21 protein-coding genes, 5 pseudogenes and 1 riboswitch are annotated in these 23337 nt (G+C 70.9%); of the genes and pseudogenes, 10 read left to right on the top strand and 16 right to left on the bottom strand.

Annotated features, from left to right (window positions below):
• Positions 1–14 precede the first annotated feature (14 nt).
• From ACWC5O_RS02770 to ACWC5O_RS02755, 4 genes are all read right to left on the bottom strand, one after another.
• A complete protein-coding gene (locus ACWC5O_RS02770; RefSeq protein ID WP_450581865.1) occupies positions 15–1184 on the bottom strand; it encodes an alanine racemase in 1170 nt (389 codons plus the stop codon).
• Positions 1181–2119 (bottom strand): ornithine cyclodeaminase family protein, encoded by a 939-nt coding sequence (locus ACWC5O_RS02765; RefSeq protein WP_450581867.1) that lies wholly within the window; start codon positions 2117–2119, stop codon positions 1181–1183. The genes ACWC5O_RS02770 and ACWC5O_RS02765 overlap by 4 nt, the downstream gene beginning before the upstream one ends.
• 10 nt (positions 2120–2129) lie before the next feature.
• The gene (locus ACWC5O_RS02760) at positions 2130–2768 is read right to left on the bottom strand and encodes a helix-turn-helix transcriptional regulator (protein WP_450581869.1); all 639 of its coding nucleotides are present in this window, start codon (positions 2766–2768) and stop codon (positions 2130–2132) included.
• A gap of 153 nt (positions 2769–2921) precedes the next feature.
• Positions 2922–4700 (bottom strand): bifunctional sugar phosphate isomerase/epimerase/4-hydroxyphenylpyruvate dioxygenase family protein, encoded by a 1779-nt coding sequence (locus ACWC5O_RS02755; RefSeq protein WP_450581871.1) that lies wholly within the window; start codon positions 4698–4700, stop codon positions 2922–2924.
• Between the two features lie 338 nt (positions 4701–5038).
• Between ACWC5O_RS02755 and ACWC5O_RS02750 the strand changes: the two genes are divergently transcribed.
• Positions 5039–5833, top strand: a complete 795-nt coding sequence (locus ACWC5O_RS02750) for an IclR family transcriptional regulator (protein ID WP_450581873.1) — start codon at positions 5039–5041, stop codon at positions 5831–5833.
• A gap of 164 nt (positions 5834–5997) precedes the next feature.
• On the opposite strand, the pseudogene ACWC5O_RS02745 reads toward ACWC5O_RS02750, so the two are convergent.
• Positions 5998–6106: pseudogene (locus ACWC5O_RS02745) on the bottom strand (short-chain fatty acyl-CoA regulator family protein); the annotation flags it as partial.
• On the opposite strand from ACWC5O_RS02745, the pseudogene ACWC5O_RS02740 reads away from it, so the two are divergent.
• Both ACWC5O_RS02740 and ACWC5O_RS02735 read left to right on the top strand, forming a co-directional pair.
• A pseudogene (locus tag ACWC5O_RS02740) lies at positions 6101–6325 on the top strand (3-hydroxyacyl-CoA dehydrogenase NAD-binding domain-containing protein); the annotation flags it as partial. The pseudogenes ACWC5O_RS02745 and ACWC5O_RS02740 sit on opposite strands and share 6 nt — an antisense overlap.
• 106 nt (positions 6326–6431) lie before the next feature.
• On the top strand, positions 6432–7010 hold the full coding sequence (locus tag ACWC5O_RS02735) for a histidine phosphatase family protein (protein WP_450581875.1): 579 nt from the start codon (positions 6432–6434) through the stop codon (positions 7008–7010).
• Positions 7011–7016: 6 nt separating this feature from the next.
• On the opposite strand, the gene ACWC5O_RS02730 is transcribed toward ACWC5O_RS02735, so the two are convergent.
• The 4 genes from ACWC5O_RS02730 to ACWC5O_RS02715 all read right to left on the bottom strand — a co-directional run bounded on the left by ACWC5O_RS02730 (position 7017) and on the right by ACWC5O_RS02715 (position 10957).
• The gene (locus ACWC5O_RS02730; protein ID WP_450581877.1) at positions 7017–7292 is read right to left on the bottom strand and encodes a hypothetical protein; all 276 of its coding nucleotides are present in this window, start codon (positions 7290–7292) and stop codon (positions 7017–7019) included.
• A gap of 187 nt (positions 7293–7479) precedes the next feature.
• Complete coding sequence (locus tag ACWC5O_RS02725; protein ID WP_450581879.1) at positions 7480–8232, bottom strand: CbtA family protein; 753 nt, start codon at positions 8230–8232, stop codon at positions 7480–7482.
• A gap of 21 nt (positions 8233–8253) precedes the next feature.
• Entirely contained in the window at positions 8254–8475 is a 222-nt protein-coding gene (locus ACWC5O_RS02720) for a CbtB domain-containing protein (protein ID WP_086692985.1), read from the bottom strand.
• A gap of 35 nt (positions 8476–8510) precedes the next feature.
• A riboswitch (cobalamin riboswitch) is annotated at positions 8511–8655 on the bottom strand.
• Between the two features lie 115 nt (positions 8656–8770).
• Positions 8771–10957: an MMPL family transporter gene (locus ACWC5O_RS02715; protein WP_450581882.1), complete on the bottom strand. Its 2187-nt coding sequence runs from the start codon at positions 10955–10957 to the stop codon at positions 8771–8773.
• Positions 10958–11523: 566 nt separating this feature from the next.
• Here ACWC5O_RS02715 and ACWC5O_RS02710 point away from each other — a divergent pair.
• Both ACWC5O_RS02710 and ACWC5O_RS02705 read left to right on the top strand, forming a co-directional pair.
• A pseudogene (locus ACWC5O_RS02710) lies at positions 11524–11643 on the top strand (rhodanese-like domain-containing protein); the annotation flags it as partial.
• Positions 11644–11864: 221 nt separating this feature from the next.
• The gene (locus tag ACWC5O_RS02705) at positions 11865–12152 is read left to right on the top strand and encodes a metal-sensitive transcriptional regulator (RefSeq protein WP_450581884.1); all 288 of its coding nucleotides are present in this window, start codon (positions 11865–11867) and stop codon (positions 12150–12152) included.
• Between the two features lie 33 nt (positions 12153–12185).
• Here the strand turns inward: ACWC5O_RS02705 and ACWC5O_RS02700 are convergent.
• A pseudogene (locus ACWC5O_RS02700) lies at positions 12186–12982 on the bottom strand (sulfite exporter TauE/SafE family protein).
• Between the two features lie 64 nt (positions 12983–13046).
• On the opposite strand from ACWC5O_RS02700, the pseudogene ACWC5O_RS02695 reads away from it, so the two are divergent.
• Positions 13047–13238, top strand: a pseudogene (locus ACWC5O_RS02695) (sugar phosphate isomerase/epimerase); the annotation flags it as partial.
• An 82-nt stretch (positions 13239–13320) separates the two neighbouring features.
• Here ACWC5O_RS02695 and ACWC5O_RS02690 read toward each other — a convergent pair.
• From ACWC5O_RS02690 to ACWC5O_RS02675, 4 genes are all read right to left on the bottom strand, one after another.
• The gene (locus ACWC5O_RS02690) at positions 13321–14211 is read right to left on the bottom strand and encodes a DUF6895 family protein (protein WP_450581886.1); all 891 of its coding nucleotides are present in this window, start codon (positions 14209–14211) and stop codon (positions 13321–13323) included.
• Between the two features lie 232 nt (positions 14212–14443).
• Positions 14444–14824, bottom strand: a complete 381-nt coding sequence (locus ACWC5O_RS02685; RefSeq protein ID WP_450581888.1) for a hypothetical protein — start codon at positions 14822–14824, stop codon at positions 14444–14446.
• 318 nt (positions 14825–15142) lie between these two features.
• The gene (locus tag ACWC5O_RS02680) at positions 15143–15727 is read right to left on the bottom strand and encodes a PadR family transcriptional regulator (RefSeq protein ID WP_450581890.1); all 585 of its coding nucleotides are present in this window, start codon (positions 15725–15727) and stop codon (positions 15143–15145) included.
• A gap of 194 nt (positions 15728–15921) precedes the next feature.
• Positions 15922–16065 (bottom strand): hypothetical protein, encoded by a 144-nt coding sequence (locus tag ACWC5O_RS02675; RefSeq protein ID WP_450581892.1) that lies wholly within the window; start codon positions 16063–16065, stop codon positions 15922–15924.
• Positions 16066–16217: 152 nt separating this feature from the next.
• Here ACWC5O_RS02675 and ACWC5O_RS02670 point away from each other — a divergent pair, with 152 nt between their 5' ends.
• Both ACWC5O_RS02670 and ACWC5O_RS02665 read left to right on the top strand, forming a co-directional pair.
• Positions 16218–17156: an NAD-dependent epimerase/dehydratase family protein gene (locus ACWC5O_RS02670; RefSeq protein WP_450581894.1), complete on the top strand. Its 939-nt coding sequence runs from the start codon at positions 16218–16220 to the stop codon at positions 17154–17156.
• Entirely contained in the window at positions 17153–18076 is a 924-nt protein-coding gene (locus ACWC5O_RS02665; protein ID WP_450581896.1) for an RNA polymerase sigma-70 factor, read from the top strand. The genes ACWC5O_RS02670 and ACWC5O_RS02665 overlap by 4 nt, the downstream gene beginning before the upstream one ends.
• Positions 18077–18266: 190 nt before the next feature.
• Here the strand turns inward: ACWC5O_RS02665 and ACWC5O_RS02660 are convergent, their stop codons facing one another.
• Positions 18267–19241: an Lrp/AsnC family transcriptional regulator gene (locus ACWC5O_RS02660; protein WP_450581898.1), complete on the bottom strand. Its 975-nt coding sequence runs from the start codon at positions 19239–19241 to the stop codon at positions 18267–18269.
• A 259-nt stretch (positions 19242–19500) separates the two neighbouring features.
• Positions 19501–21123 carry an MFS transporter gene (locus tag ACWC5O_RS02655; RefSeq protein ID WP_450581900.1) on the bottom strand — a complete coding sequence of 541 codons (1623 nt, stop codon included), beginning with the start codon at positions 21121–21123 and terminating at the stop codon, positions 19501–19503.
• Between the two features lie 384 nt (positions 21124–21507).
• On the opposite strand from ACWC5O_RS02655, the gene ACWC5O_RS02650 reads away from it, so the two are divergent.
• Positions 21508–22761, top strand: a complete 1254-nt coding sequence (locus tag ACWC5O_RS02650; RefSeq protein WP_450581902.1) for a hypothetical protein — start codon at positions 21508–21510, stop codon at positions 22759–22761.
• 27 nt (positions 22762–22788) lie between these two features.
• Positions 22789–23232 carry a hypothetical protein gene (locus ACWC5O_RS02645; RefSeq protein ID WP_450581904.1) on the top strand — a complete coding sequence of 148 codons (444 nt, stop codon included), beginning with the start codon at positions 22789–22791 and terminating at the stop codon, positions 23230–23232.
• The last annotated feature ends 105 nt before the right edge of the window (positions 23233–23337 follow it).

Below are 23337 nucleotides of genomic sequence, written 5' to 3'. Positions count from 1 at the left end.
CCTCGGTGGGCGGGCTACCAGCCTCTGACGCGGTTCCAGACCCCCTGGATCGCGGGCGTGGGACCGTCGGGCCTGCTGCCGTCGACGACGTGGTAGCCGTGGTGCTGGGCCGCCGTGGCGCAGGCGTGGTTGGGCAGGATGCGCAGGCGGGTGCCGACCGGCAGGTCGGGCAGGAGAGCTCCGTCGCGTGCGGTGAGGGTGCCGTGCTCCTGGCTCGCGCCGGTCATGACGAGCCCCCGGATCAGCCGCCCGGTCAGGTCGGTGACCAGGCCGTAGCCCTGGTCCTGGGGCTGGGCGGAGGTGCCCCGGTCACGGGACATGGCCATCCAGCCGCCGTCGGTGATGATCCAACCGTACTCGGGGCGGTGGCCGATGACGGTGACGACCACCGACAGGGCGAGGTCGTCGAGGCCGCAGACGCCCAGGCCAGCCATGACCAGGTCGAAGAAGACGTAGTTGCCGGCGCGCAGTTCGGTGACGCCGGTGAGGTCGTCCGCCGCGTGGGCGGTGGGGGTGGAGCCGACACTGACGACGTTCACGGGCAGCCCGGCGGCCCGCAGCGCGTCGGCCGCGGCGACGGCGGCGTCGCGTTCGCTCTTCGCCGCCAGGCGCTGGTCCTCGGCGGTGTAGGCGAAGTAGGACTCCCCCGCGTGCGTCAGGACGCCGTCGAGGCAGCCCGCCTCGTGCAGGATGCGGCCGATGCCGACGAGCTCGGGCGCGTCGGGCCTGAGGCCGCCGCGGTGGCCGTCGCAGTCGATCTCGATCTGGGCGGGCAGCGCGGTGCCCGCATCGCGCGCGGCGTCGGCGACGGCCGTCGCCTGTTCGGTGCTGTCGAGCAGGACGCGCAGGGTGACGCCGCGGCGCAGCAGGGCGATCACGCGGGGCAGTTTGTGCGGGTCGATACCCACGGCGTAGGTGATGTCGGTGTAGCCAGCGTCGGCGAACGCCTCGGCTTCGGCGAGCGTGGAGACGGTGACCGGGCAGAGGGTGCCGTCGTGCAGGAGGGCGGCGACGTCGAGGCTCTTGGCCGTCTTGACGTGCGGGCGCAGGGTGACCCCGAGGCGGTCCGCGTGCCGGGCGAGCCGTGTGATGTTGCGTCGTGTCCTGTGCACGTCGACGACGGCGAACGGGGTGTCGGGATCGGCCAGGTTCCGGACGTGCGCTGATGGCGCGGTGGAGGTCACAGAGTCAGGTCCAATTTCTTCAGAAGGGCCAGGCCCAGGTAGAGGTCCTGCAGGCCGATGCCGGAGCTGTCGAAGACCGTGACGTCGGCGGCGTCGGCGCGCCCCGTGACCCGGCCGGTGAGTACCTCGCCGAGCGGGATGAGCAACGTCTCCTCGGGGGCGTGCTGGCTCTCGCCCATGCGGCGGGCCTGCTCGGGCAGATCGCAGAAGACGCGCGCCACGCAGAACAGTCCGGGGTCCAGTTCCCGCTTGCCGGGAGCGTCGGCGCCCATGCAGGAGATGTGGGTGCCGGGCCGGACCCACTCGGCCTGGAACAGGGGCGGGGCGTCGGCGTGGGCGTTGGTGGCGGTGACGATCACGTCGGCCCGGGCACAGGCCTCCTCGGCGCCGGTGACCGTCGCGGTACGGCCCTCCGCCGCGAGGTCGGCTGCCATGCGTGCGGCACGGTCCTTGTCGCGGCCCACGACCAGGACCTCGTCCAGGGGCCGGACCCGGCTGACGGCCCGTACTTCGTAGGCGGCCTGGTGCCCGGTGCCGAACACGGCCAGTGTGGTGGCCTCGGGGCGGGACAGCAGATCGACGGCGAGGGCGTCGGCGGCCGCGGTCCGGTAGGCGTTGGCCTTGCCGACCTCCAGGACGGCGGCGATCCTGCCGATCGTCTGGTCGAGGAGCAGCAGGGTGGAGTGGTGGCGCGGCAGCCCCTGCTCCGAGTTGCCCGGCCAGTAGCTGCCGATCTTCACCCCGGCGTGCGTGGCGGAGGCCGACGGCTTGAGCGTGAACCGGTTTTTCGGGTCGGATCCGTGCACGGTCAGACCGGGGAAGACCACGCCGTCCACGGTCGCGGCGAACGCCTCGCGGGCCGCCTGCAGAGCGAGGTCCTCGTCGACGACCGCGGCGGTCTCCTCCTCGGTGATGTGCAGCAGACGGCGACTCATGAGCGGCCCTTCACTTGGTGTAGTTGTAGACGGTCGCGCGGGACACTCCGAGCAGGTCCGCAATGGTCTGGGCGGCATCACGCGAGTCGAAGTAGCCGTCCCCGTGCAGCTGCCGTACGAGCGCCTTCTTCCCCTCCCGGCCCAGCGACCTCGGGGTGCCCCCGCGTTCCGCGGCGAGTACCTCCACCGCCTGGCGCAGCTCGCGGGCGTTGCGGTCGCGCAGGGTCTCCAGCGGCTGATCGCGGTGCTCGGTGTCGGTGGCGACGAGGTTGGACAGGGCGAGCGTGACCGGGGACAGCACGGAGACGTCGAGGTTCAGGCACAGGGCCGCGATGTACTCGCCGGCGCTGTTCTTGATGCCGATCGACGTGCTCTTGGCCGGGCGGCCGTCGGGGAACCGATTGGGGTAGTTCTGGATGACGCTGGGGTACTGCGGATCGGCGATGCGCACCAGCCCCAACTCGGTTGCGGAATCACCGACTTCACGGCCCGAGAGGTTGTTCTCGATCGCCCGGATCGCATGCTCGGGATCGCGCAGGTCGTGCAGCACCACCTCGCACAGCCCCGGGAACATCCGGCCCAGGGCGACGGCGATCTTCTCCGTTTCACGGATGAGGTGCTCGTCCGCCTCGGCCGCAGCGGTACCCATGACGTGACCCTCCCGTGCAACGAACTTCGACTCATTTTCCAACTCTGGACAGCAAGGCTAAACGGTGCTGCCGTCGCCGTCCAGCGGCCAGGGGTCGAAGCAGTACATGCGGAACAACCGGATCGGACCGGACGAGCGGGCTGCCCCGTCGCACTACCTCCGCTGGGCGGCCAGGCGAATGGGGGCGTTCGCGGCGCCGTATCCGCGGTAGCCGCCGGACCGTTGCACGAACTCGAAGAAGACGTGGCCGACCGTCTCGGTGTAGCAGTGCCGGAACTCGCCGCCGTGCTCGTCGCGGTCGTAGAGGATGCCGAGTTCGCGGTACGTCTCCCACTCGCCCTCGGGAAACTCGTACCGCGCCCGGAGGTCGTCGTAGTAGTTGGCGGGCACCTGCAGCAGGCCGGCGCCCGCGGCGCGGAAGCGGCGCACCGCCGCGACGATGTCGTCGACGGCGAAGGCCACGTGCCGCGCCCGGGTGCCGGCCTCGTCCGTCGGGCTCGGGGCGAGGTTGAGGACCAGCCGTGGTCCGGCGTGCGGGGCGGACAGGGCGCGGCTGCGGAAGAGGCCGTAGGGGTCGGCGAGTTCGACGGTGTCGTGCGGGCGCAGGCCCAGCACGGCGCGGTGGAAGAGCACCGCCTCGTCGAAGTGGTGCCAGGGCTGGGTGAGCGCGAGATGGTCGATGCCGGTGACGCCGGCGGACCGGCTCGCCGCCCGGTACTCGAAGTCGTCGGCCCAGCTGGGGAGTTCGGGTCGACGGGTGGCGCAGAAGAGCACTTCGGTGCCGTCGGGTGCCGCGACCGACTCCAGGGGGACGCCCTGCCCGGCCCGTCGCCTAGGGAGGGCGGGTGCCAGCAGGGCCTCGGCGCGGCGGGCGGAGGCCTGTGGATCCGGTGACTCCAGACCGATGGCGGCCAGCCTCGTGCCGGCGCGGCGGGTGGCGGCTCCGGCATTGACCAGGACTCGGGCCTCGCCCTGCTCCCACAGGTCGACAGGCTCGCCGCGGTGCCGGGCGGTGCGGGTGAAGCCGAGCGCGGCGAGCAGGTCGCCGACGGGCTGGGGGTCGGCGGCGGCGAGTTCGGCGAAGGCCACGCCGGAGGGTGCGGCCGGGGCCGGCAGGGCGGACACGCCGGCGCTCTCCTCCAGGGCGAGCAGGGACCGCAGACCGTCCACGGCGGTGCGGCCCGCGTCCGCCTGGCGGAACACGTCGTTGAAGACCTCCAGCGACAGCGGACCCTGGTAGCCGGTGGCGAGCACGTGCCGCACCAGGCCGGGGACGTCGAAGCCGCCCTGGCCGGGGAAGCAGCGGAAGTGGCGGCTCCACTGCAGGACGTCCATGGCGAGCAGCGGGGCGTCGGCCAGCTGGAGGAAGAAGATCTTCTCGCCGGGGATGTCCTCGATGCCCTTGGGGTCCGAGTCCCGGGAGAGGATGTGGAAGCTGTCCAGGCAGGTGCCCAGCGCCGGGTGGCCGGCGGCCTCGACGATGCGCCAGGCGTGGTCGTACGTGTTCACGTGCCGCCCCCAGGCGAGCGCCTCGTAGGCAACCCGGATTCCGAACTCATGTGCCAGTGCGGCCAGTTGGCTCAGCTGCCGGGCGGCGAGCGCGTCGTCGTCCACCGTCTGCGGGGAGACGTTGGAGCAGACGAGGACGGTGTTCACGCCGAGCCGGGTCATCAGCTCGAACTTGTGCCGGGCGCGGCGGAGGCTGCGGGCGAACGCGTCGTCGGGCACGGCCTCGATGTCCCGCATCGGCTGGTAGAGGTCGATGGTCAGGCCCAGATCCGCCGTGCGGGCGGCGATCTCCTCGGGCGACAGCGGGCTCGCGAGCAGGTCGTTCTCGAAGATCTCGACGCCGTCGAAACCGGCGCGTGCGGCAGCGGTGAGCTTCTCGGTCAGGGCGCCGCTGAGGCAGACGGTGGCGATCGACTTACGCATGGTCGCTCCCTACGCTGATCCAGGTCTTCAAAGCGACCACTAGACGGTCTTTTCATTCCACTGTGCGGTCAGACTATTCATGCGGAGGCTACCGGACAAGGGCACATCGAGTACGAGCAGCAGCGGCGCGGCAGCGGCCTTGGACAGCTCGGTCCATAGTCCGGATCACGCGGACCGTTCAACGGCACAAGAGGGGCGATCCCTCGAACTCTCAAGGGTTGCGACAAGATGTCCCGGTGTTGCGGTTTCCCCGGTCCGTGCAGCGGACTACGGTCGGGGATGTCATCGACGGATGGACGCGACGCGGAGACGGGTCGGCCACAGCGGGGAGGCATGAGGTGCGCGAGGAAGAGACGCCGACGGGAGGCGACCGGGAGCAGCAGCCCACCGGGGTGCGCAGTGTCCGGCGGGCCTTCGACATCCTCAACCTGCTCGGCGAGCAACGGCCCGTGATCACGCTACGGGAGATCACCGAGGCCACCGGGCTGGCGAAGACCACCGCGCTGCGGCTGGTGCAGACCCTGGAGGAGAGCGGTCTGCTGTGGTCGCACCCGTCCGGGTACACCGCGGGGCCGGCACTGTGGCGCTGGGCCTATCTCGCCCGCAGCCAGTGGGAAGTGCCCCAGGAGACCCGCAAGGTCATGCGCGACCTCGCCGACCGGCTCGGCGAGACCGTCAACCTCTTCGTCGCCCGGGACGTCCACCGTATCTGCGTCGCCCACGAGGAGAGCCCGCACCCGCTGCGTCATGTCGTCGACGTCGGCGACGAGCAGCCCCTGTGGGCCGGCGCCTCCTCCAAGATCCTCCTGCGCGACGCCCCCGAGGCTCTCCTGCACCGTGTGGCCGCCGCCTCGCCCCAAGGTGAGGCGTACGCCGACCAACTGCGGACCTGGGCGGCCGAGGCGGCCGAGCGGGGCTACGCGGTCAGCAGCAGCGAGTGGGACGAGGGACTGACCGCCGTTGCGGTGCCCGTCACCGGCCGCACCGGCCGGGTGGTCGGGTCCCTCTCACTGAGCGGTCCCAGCCATCGCTTCCCCTACGAGGCCGTCGAGCGCTTCGCCGCAGAACTCGCCCAGGGCGCCCGGCTCATCTCCGACCAGGGCTTCACCCACCCGCTGGGGAGTGAGGGCTGAACCGACGGGAGGGTCACTCGACTCCTCCCGCACGCCAGACCGCGTCTATGCGCTGGTCCGCCTCTCCAGCGGCGTTGAGTACGTCGGTCGGCTCGTTCAGGGCCTGGCGAGCAGGTGGCCGCTCTCATTGCGCATCGCGGCACGCCCTCGGCTCGGACACCCCGTCAAGGGGACGTCCCCATCACCGGATACGGGACGAACGTACTGGTTGTTCTGGTCGATGCTCAGCGGGCGGCCGAGGGGCGGTGCGGCGCGCTGGGGGCAGTCGAGGCGTCGTCGCTCCCCGTCATGCGCCTCGGCAGGGCCACCGGTCGCGCGGACCGGGTCGTGGGTCCGCACTTCTGCAACCCTGTACCCGTACTGCCGCTGGTCGAGGTCGTGGCCTCCCTGCACACGGCAGCCGAAGCGGCCGCCGCCGTCAGGGAGTTCGCCACGCAGACGCTCGGCAAGAAGGTCGTCCGCTCCCGGGACCGGGCGGGTTTCGTCGTCAACGGCCGAACTGAACGCCGCGGCCCGCGGCTGCCAGGCGTACCCGTACCGTCGTACGTACGCAGTCCAGGACACCCCGCCCCGCGGCGGAAGCAGGAGGAGCAACCGCTTGACCAGCCGTGTCACTCTCATCTCACCCGCGACCACGCCCTCGCTGCGGCGGGCCCGCTTCGACGACGGCGACTCGATCGAGGACAGCGCGGCAGCGCGGGCCAGGTCGGCGGCCGGATCCCTGCCAGTGGCAGGCCGTGTCCTCGCCTCTCCCAGCGTGCGCTGCCGGGAGACGGCTTCCGCGCTCGGCCTCGACGCCTCGGCGGACCCGGAACTGTCGGGCCTGGACGTGGGCCGGTGGCGGGGGCGGACGCTGGACGACGTCGGTGCCGCCGAGCCGGAAGCGGTGGCCCGCTGGCTGGCCGATCCCGGGGCTGCACCGCATGGCGGGGAGTCGGTACGGGAGCTGTGTGCGCGGGTCGCGCGCTGGCTGGACACGAGGGGGCTTGCGGACGGCAGGACGGTCGCCGTGGCGGAGCCCGAGGTCGTACGGGCTGTGGTGGTACACGCGTTGGGCGCGCCCGAGGCGGCGTTCTGGCGCCTCGACGTCCCGCCGCTCACGGCGACGGAGGTCACCGGCCGGTCCGGTCGCTGGAACGTGCGGCTCAGCCACGGCCTCGCTCAGCCGGGCGAGTGACGGCGGTCAGGGAGTCGCGTCCCGATGGCGGCGCAGCAGTGCCGCCATCGCGCACCGCAGGCAGTCGGTGTCCGTGTCACCGGTCGTGCCGTGGTCACCGTGGTCACCGTGGCCGTCGGCCGCCGCCCGTCGGCCCGTGCCCTCATCGGGCGTGCGGCAGGCGGCCGTTGGGCCACCGACCAGGGCTTCCAGCGCGTCGAGAAGTCGCTCGGTCCGCTTGACCTGCTGGGCGAGCACCCGTACCCGCGCACTCTGGCCGCCGATCTGGCGTCGGCTGGCCATGAGTTGGGCGTACTCCTCCACCGTCAGGGCGACCGCCTCGCGTCCGCCGAGAGTGATGTGGCACGCGGTTCGGGACGTTGCCTGGCCACTCGGCTCCTGCGCTCGTCGCCTCCGCCGGTGTCCCGGAAACGCGAGAGGGCCCCTGGAATCCGCCGGTTCCGAAGGGCCCTCTCATGTCCTGAAGGGATCAGTGCGTGGCGGGAACTCCTCGCCCGGACGCGGCGGTCGCGGGCTTCGGGTTCAGCTGCCGCTCGGCCAACTCGCCGAAGAGCAGGCCGAATCCGCCCCACAGTACGGCCTGGATGGCCAGTGCGGAGAGACGGAACCGCCACAGCAGGGTGGCCGGGAAGTCCTTCGGCACCTCGTTGACGGCCGGCAGGAAGGCGTAGGCCAGGCCGATCGCGACGGCGAAGGCGGCGACCGCGACGACGGTCGCGTACCAGGTGCCCAGAGAAGGCGCGAGGCGCTTGCCCAGGATGGTGGCGGCGACCGCCAGGAGCACGCTGAGCAGCATCATCAGGAAGTACAGGGTCGTCCGCTTACCGATGGTGTCGGGATCGCCGACCGACGGCGGGTTGGCCGGGTACTTCAGGAACGGGACGACGTACACGGCGAGCAGTGCGCAGCCGGACAGCAGCAGCGCGGTCGCCCGGGGGCCGAAGCGGCCGACACGGCCGAGCGCGACGCAGAAGGCGAGCGCGGCGATGCCGCCGAAGGCGACCCCGTAGACGAGCACACCGGTGGCCAGGCCCGCAGTGGACTGCAGGGAGCGGGAGACGACCTCCATCCCGTGCTCGTGGGAGTGGGCGTCCTCGAAGCTGATCGCGCTGTCGACGTCGGGCTCACCGAGGAAGTAGGCGGCGACGAGGGCGAGCACGCCGGCGGCCAGGCCGGCGAGCATGCCCCGCACGAGAAGGTTTCTCACGGTTGCGGAGTTCATGGTCGAGCGGCGTCCCTCCCGTCAGTGGCAGGGGAAGCCGAGCAGGTGGCGTGCGTCGTGCACCCACTCGTGGACGTCCGTGCCGTTGAACACGGAGGTGGCGCCCTGCTCGGCGCCGACGAAGTACAGCAGGACGAGCATGAGGATGCCGAAGAAGACCGCCCACGGAGCGATCGCCTTCAGCGGCAGCGTGGCGGGAACGGCGGGGGTGGTGGCTGTCGGCTGGGCGACGGTCTGCGCCATGGCAGGACCTCCTCTGGGAGTTCGCGTCCCATCTCGGTGGTGCACATGACGACGGCCACGGGTCTGACTCACGGGACACCCAGGGGTGTTCCGCATACAGTGGCGCGACCGTGCCGGATTCCCACCGGCTTCCGTTTCGCCGTCGTCGATATCGGACAGACCGTACCGCGTGGCGCGTGCATGGCCAAGACCGCGTGGCCAGTCGTGATCTTCCTCTCGCGTCGGCCGCTGCGCCGACGGCGGGTTGGGTCTGCCGGGCCGTGCGGCCCGGCAGACCTGCTCCGTCCTCGTACCGCTAGCCGCGGCGGCCCGACGGATCGGGTGCGACCGTGTCCCGGTTCTGGCCGGGAACCGAACCGGCGTCAGGAGATCCGGCACCGGCTGCCACTTCCCGTGCCTGGTCCCCGTGTCCCGGCCACCACGCCGCGTGGCCGATCAGCGCGGTCAGGCTCGGCGTGAAGAACATCGCCATCACGAAGGCGGCGACCGCGATACCGAAGGAGACCGCGAAACCCATCTCCGTGAGCAGCGCGTTGCCCGCCAGCATCATCGTGGCGAAGGTCGCCGCCAGGATGAAACCGGCCGCCGCCACGGTCGGCCCGGCGTGCCGGAGCGCCATGCCGGCCGCCTCACGCGGCTCGCGGCCCTCGCGGGCCTCCTCGCGGAGCCGGGCGATCATGAGGATGTTGTAGTCGGTGCCGATGGCGACCACGAACAGATACATGATCACCGGGAGCATGAACATCAGACCCGAATGGCCCTGTCCCTCCTGGAAGATCCAGACCGTGGCGCCGAGGGTGGCACCGAAGCCGAGACCCACCGAGGCCATCAGATACCAGGGGGCGACCACACTGCGCAGCAGCAGCCCCAGGATGACCATGATGAGGAGGGCGGCGACGGGGAAGACCGTCCGGTAGTCGTGGTTGACCGCCGTGGCGATGTCCTTGTAGATCGAGGACATGCCGCCGACGAGGGCTTCGGTGCCCTCGGGGGCGTCGGAGTGCGCGACGTCGCGCACCTCGCCCACGGCGTCGATCGCCTTGTCCGTCGACGCCTCGTACTTGAGCGTGACGGTGAAGTCGGCGGTGGTGCCTTCCTTGTTCAACTGGGTCAGGCGAGCGCTCGCGACGCCGTCCACGGCACCGAGTTTCTGGGCGTACGCGTCCAGGCCGGACTTGTCCAGCTGCTTGCCGTCGGTGCTGGACAGGAAGACGTCGGTGGGGGCGGCGGCGCCCGCCGAGTACGCCTTCTGCATCTCGTCCTGGACGACCATGGACTCCTTGGTCTTGGGCATGGAGCCCGCCGCCAGGTCGAACGTGGCGTTGAAGCCGAGGGTGCCGAGCGACAGTGCGACCAGGACGAGGCCGGACACCGCGGCGGTCAGCCCCGGGCGGCGCTGCACGCCCCGGCCGAGGGCGGCGAACCGGGCGTTCTCCGGCTCCCGCTGCCAGGACTTGGAGGGCCAGAAGACCTTCGGTCCGATGAGCGAGACCACGGCCGGGATCAGGGTCAGGCCCGCCACCAGCGTGGCGGCGACCGCGATGGCGAGTGCCGGGCCCATCTGCTTGAGGAAGCCGAGCGTGGACAGCACCAGCGCGAGGAAGGCGATGATGACCGCTCCGGCGGCCGAGGCGATGGCCTCGCCGACCCGGTCGACCGCGTTGATCATGGCCTGCTTCGGCTCGTCACCGGCGCGTAGACGCTCTCGGTAGCGGAACATCAGGAAGAGGAAGTAGTCCGTGCCCACTCCGAAGAGCACGACGATCAGGATCGACGAGATCGAGCTGTTGGCCTGTAGGTCGAACAGCTTGGTGGCGTAGGCGATCAGTCCGTTGGCGACGGCCGACACCAGGCCGATCAGGACCAGGGGGAGGATCGCCAGAATCGGCGCCCGGAAGATGATCAGCAGGGTGACCAGGATGATCGCGAAGGTGCCGATGCCGATCAGTGCCTGGCCGCGCTTGGACGAGTCCTGCTGGTCGAGGGCCTGCGCGGCGGAGCCGCCGAGCTTGACGTCGAGGTTCGTGCCCGTTGCCAGTTCCTTGACGTCGTCGCGCAACACCTTGGCCGCGTCGATCTGTTTGGGCTGGCCGGCGTTCTTGCTGTCCATCTGCACCAGGGTCAGGTCATACCTGCCGTCCTTGGACGGCTGGCCGGGGACGACCTTCTGCACCTGGTCGATGTGCTTCTTGCCCAGTTGTGAGGTGATCCGGGCGATGTCCTGTTTGTCGGCGGCGGTGAGCCTGCCGCCGTCGGTGCGTTGATAAAGCGCGATCGCGGACGGGGTGAAGGCGCTGGGGAACGCCTTCCCCTGTAAACCCGCCGCTTTGATCGACTCGTAACTCTTTGGCAGGAAACTGCTCTCGTCGCTGTTCGAGGGCAGGCTCGGCGCGGTGGCGACGATCGCCACCGCCGCGATGAGCCATGCCACGATCGTCCAGACGGGATGACGGACGACGGCATTCCCAATGCGTCGGAACATGCGGAAGGTCCTCCTGGGCAGGAAGATCACCGCAGCCCGGGGAGCGGACCCTGGCATCGGCGACCCTGACCGGCGGCACTCTCGGGCCGGTCGAATGGTTGTCTTGAGATGCGATCGTAGTGACCGCACGCCGAGATCATTCCATCGTGTGACGCCCGGCCGCGAAAAACCCATCTCTTTTCGGTCATGGCTGTTCAATCGCGGCCGAGGCGTGAACCCCCGCCTGGATGGCGGGTGTTGGAGCAACCTGTCGCTCGCGCACGCATCTCGCGCATCCACGGCATGGACGACGCGGATCCGGGATTCGGATCCCGCGCAGGATGGCAGCCGACGTGGGGACGCCCCATAGTCGTGCCTACCGCACGCCGCTGTCCGGATCCGCTTCCGGCGTACGGACTCCCCCAGCGCTCACATGCCGTGCGCCGTCGGCGCCCGTGAGGCATGCGCGCTCCCAGACACCGTCCCCTGAACCTGGACCCTGGAGTCGCCGTGCCCGGTCCCGTCCCCCTGCCCTTCGCCGCGGTCGAAGAAGCCGCCCCGCCGCCGGTCGCCGTGTCCGGCCCCCGGCCGGCGGCACGAGCGGCTGGGCAGCGGCGGGCCACGACCTGCAGCAGCCCGCCGCCTGCGACACCCGGGCCGGCTGGAGCATGGAGCGGCAGGTCCGGTTCACGGCGGGCGCGCTGGTCCAGGGGGATGTTGAGAGCGCCGGGCAGGTGGCCGGAGGCGTACTCACCGGGGGTGCGCACGTCGATGACGGTCAGCTCGTGCAGCCGGGTGCGGGCCTGGTCGGTGCGGAGGGCGACGGAGGCGGGGCGGGGGCGGTCATGGCAGATGTGATCCTTAGTGTTCGACGACGTCCCGTACCGGGACGTACAGTACCCCTAGGGGTATTTTTGGAGGAGTGATCGTGGAACTGGAACTCGCGGGTGCGGAGCTGAAGTCCGTCCTGAACCGGCTGCGCCGCGCGCAGGGCCAGATCTCCGGCGTGATCCGGATGATCGAGGAGGGGCGCGACTGCGAGGACGTGATCACGCAGCTCGCCGCCGCGTCGCGGGCGCTCGACCGCGCGGGTTTCGCGATCATCGCCACCGGCCTGCAGCAGTGCATCACCGACATGGAGTCCGGCCGAAAGAACGGCGAGGACCCGGAGCAGATGCGGGCCCGTCTGGAGAAGCTCTTCCTGTCGCTGGCGTGAGGGGACCGGCGCGGAGCTGTGGGCGCCTGTGCATCACACCACCGCGTCGATCATCATGAACGCGGCCACGGCTGGCAGCACCAGGGCGAAGGTCCGCTGCAGCGCGGGCCCCGGACACCTTCGCCCCGATCCGCTTTCCGTCCCACGCGCCCAGGACCGCGGCGTCGGCGAAAGGCCCGATGACGGCCCGGTCCAGACCGTCGGCCGTACCGGCGCGCATCGCGAGCGCGGCCAGGGAGTTGGCGGTGATCACCAGTGATCACCAGCAGGCTGGTGCCCACCGCGTCGCGCATCGGCATGCCGAGCACACTCACCAGCGCGGGCACGGCGAGGAATCCGCCGCCGACGCCGAGGACGCCGGTGACCGCACCGAGCCCGGCACCGGCGGCCGCCGCCCGCTCCGGTCGCACCGGCACCGCCGTGTCCGACGCGGCACGGGGTCGTAGCATCCGCAGCGCCGCCGTCCCCGCCACCACGGCGAAGGCGGCCGTCAGAGCGCCGGCGGGCAGCCGTCCGGCGAGCGCACCGCCCGGCATCGCGGGGACTGTCCCGGCCGCCGCGAACAACAGCACGGTCCGCCAGCGCACATGACCGTCCCGGGCGTGCGCGGACAGCGCCGTGGCCGAGGTGACCGTGACGATGACAAGGCCGGCGGTGGTGGCCGCGACCGGGGTGAATCCGAGCAGGTAGATCAGGGCCGGGACGGCCAGGACGCTGCCACCGCCCCCGAGCGCGCCGAGCGCCACGCCGATGACGGCCCCGGCGACGAGGGCGAGTACGACGCGTTCACGCGAAGGTCCCGTTCCCGCTCCGCGAGTCCACCAGGGCAGTCCCGCCGCGGCCCGGTCCCGCATGCCGCCTATCACGTCCACGGTTTCGGCACCGCGGGCGTTCTGGGCGAACCACCTCTACCGCGCCCCGCACTCCTTCCACCTCTAGGGTGCCGGCCTGACCGCCGGCATCGCGGCGATGACGCGCTACGCCGGTGACAAACTCCAGCACGTTCACATCGCCGACTCCTTCAAGCACAAGGGGTCCAGCGGGCTGCGGTACATCCTCAACCCGCCGGGCACCACACTCCGCCTAGCGGCAGGGCGCGCAACAAGCCGACGCGCCGAGGCTCACGACGGGCTCCTCGGCGCGTCGGCGACCGGCACGTGGCCTGCAGTCACCGGGAGCAAGGCGTTCGCCGGTCGTATTCGGCCAGCGCCGCCAAGGCGACCAGGGTCGGATGGTAGCGATTGGCGAAAGCACTGCTCGCGTCGTCCGCATGCCGGGGATGCGGCGGCATACCGCTGCCGTGTTCCCCGACGGCGGCGAGGGCGTCCGCTGAGTCGTGAACGTAACGGCTGATCGGGGACCCGGTGATGAGCAGGCTCAGCACGCACTCTGCTACAAGGTCGAGATCATGTCGGCGCAGGAAGACGGCCCCGCCCTCTTCCAGAAAGGCGCGAGCCCATCCGGCCGTGCCAGGAGTCCAACGCGCGGCCCGCCGTCCCAGCATGGTCGCGTAGAAGGCGAGATGAGTCAGGTCGTACATGTCCTGAACGGACTCACCCGCGGGCGCGGCCGCGCCCGCCAGCTCGGCCAGCCGCGTGCGCGTCGCCTCCCTGCAGTCCCGCATGCCTGCCACGTCGCAGGTGAAGGCCAGGTCCACCTCCACACGTCCCATACGGCCCGCTTTTTCGGAGAGCAGGGCCTTCACCAGCGCGTGGTTGTCGAACCTGCGCCGTGTGATCGTTTCGAGTGCCGGGAACGGCAGAAGCAGAGCACGCGCGTGGGCCGATCGCGTGGCGGCGAGCGAGCGGAGAATGCGTTTCTCCTTGCGGTGCAGATCAGTCCACAGGACGTCGGCGACGCCGCGGGCCCAGCGCGTGTACGCGTCGCCTGATGATCCCGAGGAAAGAGGGCGAGTCAGACCGAGGAGGACGACCGCGAATTCTGCAACTCTGATGAGCCCGTCGAGTTTGTGCGTGTCGGCGCAGAAGTCCGGCACATGCTGATCCAGCCACTGACAGAGACGACGTGCCGCACGCATGCTGCCGTCCATCACGGCCATCTGCCCTCACAAAGCACGCACCGGTACCACCACGGACGCGGTGTCAGTTCCCGCGGGGGTCGTGCCGGCGTGCTGCGCCGCGCAGCCATCGCGGGAACGGGAACATCTTGTTGAGCAGATCTCTGCGGTGGTGGCAGCCGCAGCCCGGGCCGGGTTCGATTCCCAGAGCCCTTGCGGCCATGGCGAACACGTCTCCCAGCCCGGTCATCGCGCGGGGTCGTCCTGTGCGCGGTCAGCCCACTTGGTGCAACGCGACATCGCACGAGCTCGACTTCGGCGGTGCGACGTGCAGGTTGTTCTTCGAGATGGTCAGGATCACCGGACCACCGCTCTCCGCGTCCTCGCTGGTGAGGAAGCAGTAGAAGTCGTCCTTGCAGGTCCAGTTCTGGCCATCGGCCCGGAAGACCACGTTCCAGTAGTCCTTTCCGGTGCGCAGGAAACCAGTCCAGAAACCGGCCTGCATTCCGGTCGCCTCTCCGCCGCTCTCCAGGGACTCCCAGGTGTCGTTGTCGTAATGGTCCCTGTCGTAACGGTGGTTCGCCGTCAGGTTCGAGATGGTCCCGCCCCACTGGTTCCGCACAACCACGGGAAGCCAGTTACTCGGATCGGACATGGTCACTCCATTCTGTTCTGGGCGGCGTTTCCCCTCGGAATATTCGGACAGAATATGCCTTCCCGACGAACCCCGAAGAACCCCGAAGAGAACGTCGTTTCACCCTTTCGACTCATACCTGCTGGAGCAGGCCCTCGCAGCAGTACGGGCGGCGACAGTCAGATGATCATCCGAGGGGCGCCGAGTCGCTCCGTACCACCGCCGGCCTGATCCGAGAGCGGGCCGCACCCAGCCCGCTGAGCGCGGGCGGCATGCTCGCCTGCCACGTCGCCGCCAAGACCCCCGCGGCACCCGCTGACGCGGAGAACCGCCGACGGCTCAGGAGCCCTCGGCCCGTGCCTCAAGTGCCGCGGTGCGCTGGTCGAGCCGCTTCAGAGCGACCTCGCCCCACCGGAGGTTGTCCTGCTCCAGTGACAGGCCGCGCAGCAGGGTGAGGTAGGGGCCGATGCGTTCGGCGGTGTTGAAGTACTCGTCCTCGGTGCGGCCGGCGAGCAGGCGCTCCCGCAGACGCTCGAAGCGGACGACCTTGGCGGCAGCCAGTTCCATGCGCTGGGCGATCGCCGCACGGACGGCCTGAAGATCACCGACGTCGACGCACTGGACCTTGACCAGCAGTTCGTCCCTGATCGCGGTCGGCTTGGCGGGAGGTTCGGCCGTGTAGGCGTGCACGGCCGCGTACCCGGCCTCGGTGAGCGAGAAGAGCCGCTTGTTGGGCCTGCGCTCCTGCTGGACGAAGCGAGCGGCGACGAGGCCCTCGCCCTCCATGCGCTCCAACTCGCGGTAGATCTGCTGCGGCGTGGCCATCCAGAAGTTGGCGACCGAGGACTGGAACCCCTTCGCGAGGTCGTACCCGGACGCCTCACCCTCCAAGAGCGCGGCCATCACCGCGTTACGCAGAGCCATGCAGGTCAATTTAGCATCGGATGGGAATATTCAACTGGTTGCATATTCCCATCCCCTGCCAGGCCGTGACCAGGCGGGAACCCCAGCCCTCTCCGGCTCACCGGCCTGGTGTCCCATGCGAAGTGTTTGGAGCACAGCACCCGCAAGGGACGTGCGGCAGAGGTCATGACTCGGCCCCGGTCCGCAACAAGAGATCAGTGAAGTTCCTCGGTGGGCACGGCCACCGCGAGCAGGTCGGGTCGCTTGGCCTGCCGTCCGTCACCGGAAGACCGGCCGCACACCCGGCGCAGGATCCACGGCCCCAGGAAGGAGCCGACCCAGCGCACTTCGGTACCCACGGCGCGCCATCCCGCGCGCGCTGCCGGGTCGAGGGGTAGTGGTCGCGGCCGGCTGTCGTCACTGCAGATCACACCGTCTGCGCCCCCATGTCACAGCCTGCCGGGCTGTCTCGTCTCAGCTCTCGGAGACAGGCTCCGGCTCATGGAGGGTGATGGTCATGCGGGTGTTCGTTGCGGGCGGGTCCGGGGTTCTGGGACAGCGGCTGGTGCCGCAGCTGGCGGCGCGGGGGCATCAGGTGACGGCCACGACGACGAACAGGGCCAAGCTGGCCCTGATCGAGCAACTCGGTGCGGACGGCGTCGTGATGGACGGGCTGGATGCTGCGTCGGTCGGCGAGGCGGTGGCCAAGGCGCAGCCGGACGTGATCGTGCACCAGATGACCGGGATCAGCCTCGCTCACGCCGGCAAGCCCGACCTCAAGCACTTCGACCGGTGGGCCGTCCCCACCATCCGGCTGCGCACCGAGGGGACGGATCATCTGCTGGCCGCGGCGGAGGCGACCGGGGTGTCGCACTTCGTCGCACAGGGCTATGCCAACTGGAACGGCATCCGCGAGGGCGGCTGGGTGAAGACCGAGGAGGACCCGCTGGACCTGCACGAGGGAACGCCCGCGTACCCGGCGATGGCGGCGGTCCACCACGTGGAGGAAGCGGTCCGCAAGGCCGGCGGCGCGGTGCTGCGGTACGGCGGGTTCTACGGGCCGGGCGCCACCGACGACCAGCTCGTGCTCGTGCGCAAGAGGCAGTTCCCGCTGGTCGGGGACGGCACCGGCTACGCCTCGTGGGTGCATCTCGACGACGCGGCGAGCGCGACGGTCCTCGCCGTGGAGCAGAAGGCGAGGGGGGTGTTCAACATCGTCGACGACGAACCGGCCCCGGAGAACGAGTGGCTGCCCCATCTGGCGGAGTGCGCCGGCGCCAAGCGGCCGATGCGGGTCCCCAAGTGGCTGGCCCGGCTGCTGGCCGGTGAGGTGGTGGTGACGATGATGACCGAGGGGCGCGGCTTCTCCAACGCCAAGGCGAAGCGCGAACTCGGCTGGCAGCTGCGCTATCCGTCGTGGCGGCAGGGATTCAAGGAGGGGCTCGCATGACCCGGGTCGAGGAGTTCGAACAACTACGGCCGCTGCTGTTCTCGATCGCCTACCGGATCCTGGGCAGTGTGAGCGAGGCCGAGGACGCGGTCCAGGAGGCCTGGCTGCGCTACGAGTCCTCCCCCGTGCAACCCACGTCGGCCAAGGCCTATCTCTCCGCCGTGGTGAGCCGGATCTCGATCGACGTGTTGCGCTCGGCCCGCGTCCGGCGCGAGGAGTACGTCGGTCCGTGGTTCCCCGAACCGCTGCTCACCGACCCCTACCAGGACCCGGAGCGCTCGGCGGAACTGTCCGACTCGCTGTCGATGGCGGCCCTGTTGCTGCTCGAACGGCTCAGCCCGCTGGAGCGCGCGGTCTTCGTACTGCGGGAGGTGTTCGCCTTCGGCTTCCCGGAGATCGCCTCGGCGGTGGGCAGGTCGGAGGCGGCGTGCCGCCAGCTCGCGGTGCGGGCGCGGCGCCACATGGACGCGGGCCGGCCCCGCTTCGAGGCCGACCGGCAGGAGCGCGAGGAACTCGCCGAGCGGTTCTTCGACGCCTTCCGGGAAGGGGACGTCGACGCGCTGCAGGAGCTGCTCTCCGCCGACGTGGCGATGGTCGGCGACAGCGGCGGCAAGGCACCGCGATGGGGCCGGGGCGTCTTCGGCGCCAAGAACGTGGCCCGGCTGCTCACCTCGTTCGTCACCGCGCTCGTCAAGATCGGCGTGACGTTCGAGCCGCACGAGGTGAACGGCCAGCCGGGTGCGATCTTCCGCGACCGGGACGGCAAGATCCTCAACGCCTGGACGCTGGACGTGCTCGACGGACGGATCCAGACGATCCGGTCCGTGGTCAACCCCGACAAACTCGGGCACATGGGTCCGGTGGCGGACGCCTGGGCGATCGCCCGCGAGGCGAACCGCGCCCGCCGGTCCACGGACTGACTCAGATGTCGACGGACTCACCGACACCCGGCTTGGTGAAGGTGAGTCCCGGCACGAGTACGTCGAAGAAGCCGCCGACGATGCTACGGCCGGCGTCGCTCAGCAGGCCGGCGTGCGTGGGGTACGCGGTGGACGTGCCGACCGCGCGGGCGTAGTCGAAGATCTGAGGGTTGGGCCTCGGTCTGTCGCCTCAGCGAGTCGGTTCGTAGGTGAGCTGCTTGATCTCACGCAGGCTCAGGACCGTCTCGACGGTCTGCACCCCGGCGAGCGCGCCGATCTTCTCGCTCAGGTACCGGTACAGCTCACCGGTGTCGGAACTGAGGACCGAGGCCACGACATTGGCCTGTCCCGTGATGGCCGCGGCGAAGCGGACCTCGCGGTGTTCCGCGAGCGCCCGTCCGACGTCGGCGAGGGCCGAGGGAGCCACGGTGAGCCACAGCATCGCGCCGACGCCCTGGCCCAGCGGCGCGGTGTCGTGCTGAACGTCGAAGTAGAGCACCCCCGAAGAGCGCAGGCGTTCGATACGTCTCTTGACCACCGACTCCGACTGACCGGTGCCGGACTGGAGTTCGCTGGAGGTGGCCCGCCCGTCGCGCGCGAGCAGGGCCAGCAGGGCCTCGTCGTCCGCGTCGAGGGCGACGGTCCCGGAGCGGGGTTCGGCCTGGGGCGGTCGCAGCGCTTCCACCTGCTCGGGGTCGAGCGCCTGGATCTTGTCGAGCCAGCCGAGCGGTCCCCCGTAGAAGGTGTGCAGCAGGCAGTGAGCGCTGACGGAGGTGACCCGGGGGGTGCGCCGCAGCCGGTCGAAGAGGAGTTCGTCACGGTCCTTCGCGCTGCGGGGCCGCATCGAGCACAGAACCTCGGTCCCTCCGGCGATGAGGTCGATGTACGAGGTGTCGGAGCGGCGGGCCAGAGCGGTCGCGAGCTGTTCGGCCACGTCCGGGGTGCAGCCCAGCCGGACGATCCAGATCGTACGGCCGAGCCTGGCCTCGTCGACCATCCCCAGCACCCGCAGTCCGGCGGTGGTGCGCAGTCGGCGGAAGCGCCGTGCGACGGTCTGGTCGGACACGCCCAGGACCTCCCCGATACGGCTGAACGGAGCCCGTCCGTCGAGTTGAAGGGCCTGGAGCAGTCTCAGGTCCAGTGCGTCGAGGGGCTGAACATCCAAGGTGGCGCTCCTTGTTCGGGGCGGAAAACGGGGCGGAATGCGGGGCGGAAACGGCCCTGGGGCGGTGCTGCGGGTCCCGGGCGGGTCGGCTCATGCCGTGCGGCGGGGCCCGGCGCGGGTCGGCTCCTCTCGTGCGGCGGGGCCCGGGACCATTGCACCGGTCCCGGGCCCTGCCGTGGGCGCCGTACCCGTCCCCACGGACGGCGCCTGTACCTGGTCGGCGTACCGCTCCCTCACGCCTGACCCGGCACGTCCGGTGTCACCTCTCCGCGCCGTTGCCTGCCAGGGAGGTCGCTTCTCCCCGCCTCTGACCGGGCACCTCCTGTCGGGGGCCGGCGCCCGCGGGCGGAGCCGTGTGCTGCGGGCGGCGCAGCATGAGGGCGCCGAGGACGGCGGCGAGCAGGGTCAGTACGGCGGAGACGATCAGGCAGAGGTGCAGGCCGTCCAGGAAGGCATCGGAGAGTGCGCCCAGCACACGGGGCGTGTCCGCACCGAGGTCGAGCCCGGCGACGGCGCCGATTCCGCCGTGGTCGGCGACCGACTGGACCTGCTGGACGGTCCGACCGGTCAGGCCGGCGTCGGTGAGGTGGCCGCGCAGGGCGTCGACGGCCTTGGTGGACAGCAGGGCGCCGAGGACGGCCGGGCCGAGCGCGGCGCCGGTCTGGCGGAAGGCGTTGTTGGCGGCGGCGGCCATGCCCGCCTGCTGGAACGGCACCGAACTCACCGCCGTGGCGGTCATCGGCGTGATGACGAAGGCCAGACCGAGTCCGAGCAGGGCCAGCCGCCAGGCGATGGACCCGAACGAGGTGTGCGCGCCGAGGTCGGTGAGGGACACCAGGGCGGCCGTGGTGACCAGCAGGCCGCCCGGTATCAGGACGCGCGGTGAGACGCGGTGGACGAGCCGGCCGACGGGGGCGCCGAGCAGGAGCGGGACGCCGGTCACCATCAGCAGGCGCCAGGCGGCGTCCAGGGTGGACAGCCGCTGGACCATGCCGAAGTAAAGGCTGAGGGCGAAGAAGAACCCGATCAGGCCCAGGAAGCTGATCATCGCGATCAGGGTCGTGGCGGTGAAGGCCGGGCTGCGGAACAACGTCAGGTCCAGCATCGGGCTGGAGCTGCGGCGTTCGGCCAGGACGAACGCAACGGCGGCCACGGCGGCGGTGGACAGCGCCACCATGACCTCGACGTCGGTGAAGGACTCGGCTCCGCCCTCGATGATCCCGTAGACGAGTGCGGTGATCGCAAGCGTGGCGGTGATCTGGCCGGGCCAGTCCAGCCGACGGGTGCCCAGAGCCCGCGAGTCGGTCAGCAGCTTCGCGGCGAAGGCCATGGCCAGCAGCGAGGCGGGGATGGCGAGGAAGTAGATCCAGCGCCAGGCGAAATGGTCGAGGACGGTGCCGGCGATGACCGGGCCCAGGGCCAGGGCGGCGGTGAGGGCCGTGGCCCACAGACCGATGAACTTGCCGCGCTCGCGCGGGTCCGGGACGGCGTGGCTGATCAGGGCGAGAGTGGTGGGCAGCAGCGCGGCCGACCCCAGTCCGGCCAGCAGCTGGCCGGCCCAGACGACCTGGACGGACTGGGCGCACAGGGCGACGAGGGCGCCCAGGCCGCTGAGGGCGAGGCCCGCCTGGTAGACCTTCTTGCGGCCATGGACGTCACCGAAGACGCCGGCGGTCAGGATGAGGGCGGCCATGGGCAGGACGAACGCGTCGGTGACCCAGGACAGCTGGGAGGTCGAGGCGTCGAGCGCCCGCTGGACGGCCGGCAGGCTCGCCGAGACGGTGGTCACCGGCAGATAGGCGACGAACACGCCGATGCAGGCCATCACGAGCGTGGCGGCCCGCCGTTCCTGCGGGTCGTTCGCCCTGGTCGTGGCATTCACGGAAGTACTCCCTTGCAGCGCCAAAGGCGCTGGGCACTGGGGTTGGCTGACTCCGGACACCCTCCGCGCCGCCACCGGCCGGGGCCAGCCAGCGCCTGCCGGAACCCGGAAATCCGACATCGGAGCCCGATGTTCCGGGGATTTTCGACGAGCGCTGCCGACGGGAAGGCCCGGGACGGCCGGGAAAGGCCCGGGAAGGCCGGGAAAGGCCCGGGAAGGCCGGGAAAGGCCGGGGGGAGTCAGGTAAGCGCCTGGTATGGCGTCGGCAGAAAGGCATGACGTGCGGAACCCGCGGCGTTCGGGATGCCTCTAGAGGAGTGACGCCGTGCAGTGCCCGGGTCCTCGGCCGTCCCGCCGGAGGCGGGCGGAGGGGAAGGACGGAACGTGCGGAACCGGGAGACGGCGCGAGCCGTGCCCAGGGGCGGAGCGCGCATCGGCCGGATCGGGCGTTCTCCGGTGCGGTGGCACAACGCGCTGCTGACCCTGTGGACGGCCGTCTGGTTCGTCGTGGCCGAGCGCCATGGAGCCGTGTCCTGGCACTATCTGAGAACCGGTCAGCAACTGCTGTTCAGTCAGATCCCCGGCGGTGGCCTCGCGCTCTACGCCAACCACCCGGAGCTGCAGATCGGCCCGGTCAGCTTCCTGGTCGCCGCGCTGTTCGAACCGTTCCCCGTCGAGATGGGCGAGAAGCTCGCCGACGCCTTCATGTCGGGCCTGGGCCTGTACATCCTGGTGCTGGTCGGCCGCGCCGCCGCCGACCACTACCGGGGCACCGGGCTCAACCACAAGCGCCTCCAGCAGCGGGTACTGGTCGCCGGGGCGGCCTTCATCCCGATGTGGGTGGAGGTCTCGGTGCGTTTCGCGCATCTCGACGACGTCCTGGCGCTGTTCTTCACCACGCTGGCCGTGCGGGCACTGGTCCGCTCCAACGCGACCTGGGTCGGCATCCTGCTGGCGCTGGCCGTCGACTCCAAACCCTGGGCGGTCGGCTTCCTGCCCCTCCTCCTGGCGCTGCCGCGCCCCGCGCGCCTCGGCTCCACCGCCTGGGCGGTCGCTCTGGTGGCCGCGGCCTGGCTGCCCTTCTACCTCACCCACATGGAGACCCTGGCCGCGGCCCACTTCACCATTCCCAACCAGCCGGCGTCCTCCCTGCGCTGGTTCGGCGTGCACGACGCCGCCACCCCCTGGTGGGACCGTCCCGCCCAGATGGCCCTGGGGATCGCCCTGGGCGCGCTGGCCGTCCGCCGGCACCGCTGGCCGGCGGTCGTGCTGCTCGCCGCCGACGCCCGGATCGTCCTGGACCCGAGCGTGTACACGTACTACAACGCCTCGGTCCTCCTCGGCACCCTGATCTGGGACTCGATCGGCCAGCGCCGTCTGGTCCCCTGGGTCAGCTGGGTCGCCCTCATCTCCCTCTACGGCAGCGCCCTGCTGGTGCCCTCCGACGCCGCGCGGGGCTTCATCCGCCTCGCGTTCGCGCTCGGCTCAGCCGCGTACGTCCTGTGGTGGCCCCAGCGCACACCGCGCGGCAAGCGCAGGGGCCGACGGCCACCGAGCCGACCGCCGTGGCCGCCCGACGGGGACGCCGTGGACGTGCCTCACCCAAGAGCCGAAACACCTCTGATGGAGACAACTTAGGGTGATGGTGCGATTACCCTGTGCGCCGTGAGGGATTGCCCGGGTCACCCCAGCAGCCGCTCGGCGTCGCGCGCCGTGGCGGCCGTCGCGGTGCTCCTGGCCTCCCTGATGCACCTGCTGGCCTGCGCGCACGGACCGGCGTCGCCGGCCTCCGAGCGGTCGGACACCGTCCCGACCGTCCGCGTCACCCTCGCCCAGGTCGGCGCCCTCACGCTGGACCCCGCCTGCCGGCCGTCGGACCCGGACCACGACCACGACGACGACTCGGACTGCTGCGGCGGAGACGATCCGACGATCCAGGCACCGCGGGGGGCGGCCCGGTCCCTGCAGACGGTTCACGAGGCGCTGCCGGTCACCGTGCCCGCCTCCCGTTCCGCATGCGTGGTGCCGTCGGCCCAGCCTCCGGCCGCCGGGACGGCCGACTTCTCCCCGGGTCCCTCACCGGCTCGTCTGGGTGTGTGGCGGACCTGATCGCCCCTCGGCCGCGCCCGACTCCCCCGCTTGTGCCGGGCGTGGCAGCCGATCACCGTCCTCCCCCTACCCACGGCCGGTGGCCGCCCGCGGCCCGGCCGCAGG

Source organism: Streptomyces sp. NPDC001450, from assembly GCF_053597295.1.
This window is presented reverse-complemented; position numbering and strand designations above follow the sequence as displayed.

Excerpts from the sequence above, each read along its gene's own strand:
- ACWC5O_RS02765 (WP_450581867.1), bottom strand. The coding sequence starts at position 2,119 with ATGAGTCGCCGTCTGCTGCACATCACCGAGGAGGAGACCGCCGCGGTC.
- ACWC5O_RS02760 (WP_450581869.1), bottom strand. The coding sequence starts at position 2,768 with ATGGGTACCGCTGCGGCCGAGGCGGACGAGCACCTCATCCGTGAAACG.
- ACWC5O_RS02755 (WP_450581871.1), bottom strand. The coding sequence starts at position 4,700 with ATGCGTAAGTCGATCGCCACCGTCTGCCTCAGCGGCGCCCTGACCGAG.
- ACWC5O_RS02730 (WP_450581877.1), bottom strand. The coding sequence starts at position 7,292 with ATGGCCAGCCGACGCCAGATCGGCGGCCAGAGTGCGCGGGTACGGGTG.
- ACWC5O_RS02725 (WP_450581879.1), bottom strand. The coding sequence starts at position 8,232 with ATGAACTCCGCAACCGTGAGAAACCTTCTCGTGCGGGGCATGCTCGCC.
- ACWC5O_RS02720 (WP_086692985.1), bottom strand. The coding sequence starts at position 8,475 with ATGGCGCAGACCGTCGCCCAGCCGACAGCCACCACCCCCGCCGTTCCC.
- ACWC5O_RS02715 (WP_450581882.1), bottom strand. The coding sequence starts at position 10,957 with ATGTTCCGACGCATTGGGAATGCCGTCGTCCGTCATCCCGTCTGGACG.
- ACWC5O_RS02690 (WP_450581886.1), bottom strand. The coding sequence starts at position 14,211 with ATGGCCGTGATGGACGGCAGCATGCGTGCGGCACGTCGTCTCTGTCAG.
- ACWC5O_RS02685 (WP_450581888.1), bottom strand. The coding sequence starts at position 14,824 with ATGTCCGATCCGAGTAACTGGCTTCCCGTGGTTGTGCGGAACCAGTGG.
- ACWC5O_RS02680 (WP_450581890.1), bottom strand. The coding sequence starts at position 15,727 with ATGGCTCTGCGTAACGCGGTGATGGCCGCGCTCTTGGAGGGTGAGGCG.
- ACWC5O_RS02670 (WP_450581894.1), top strand. The coding sequence starts at position 16,218 with ATGGTCATGCGGGTGTTCGTTGCGGGCGGGTCCGGGGTTCTGGGACAG.
- ACWC5O_RS02665 (WP_450581896.1), top strand. The coding sequence starts at position 17,153 with ATGACCCGGGTCGAGGAGTTCGAACAACTACGGCCGCTGCTGTTCTCG.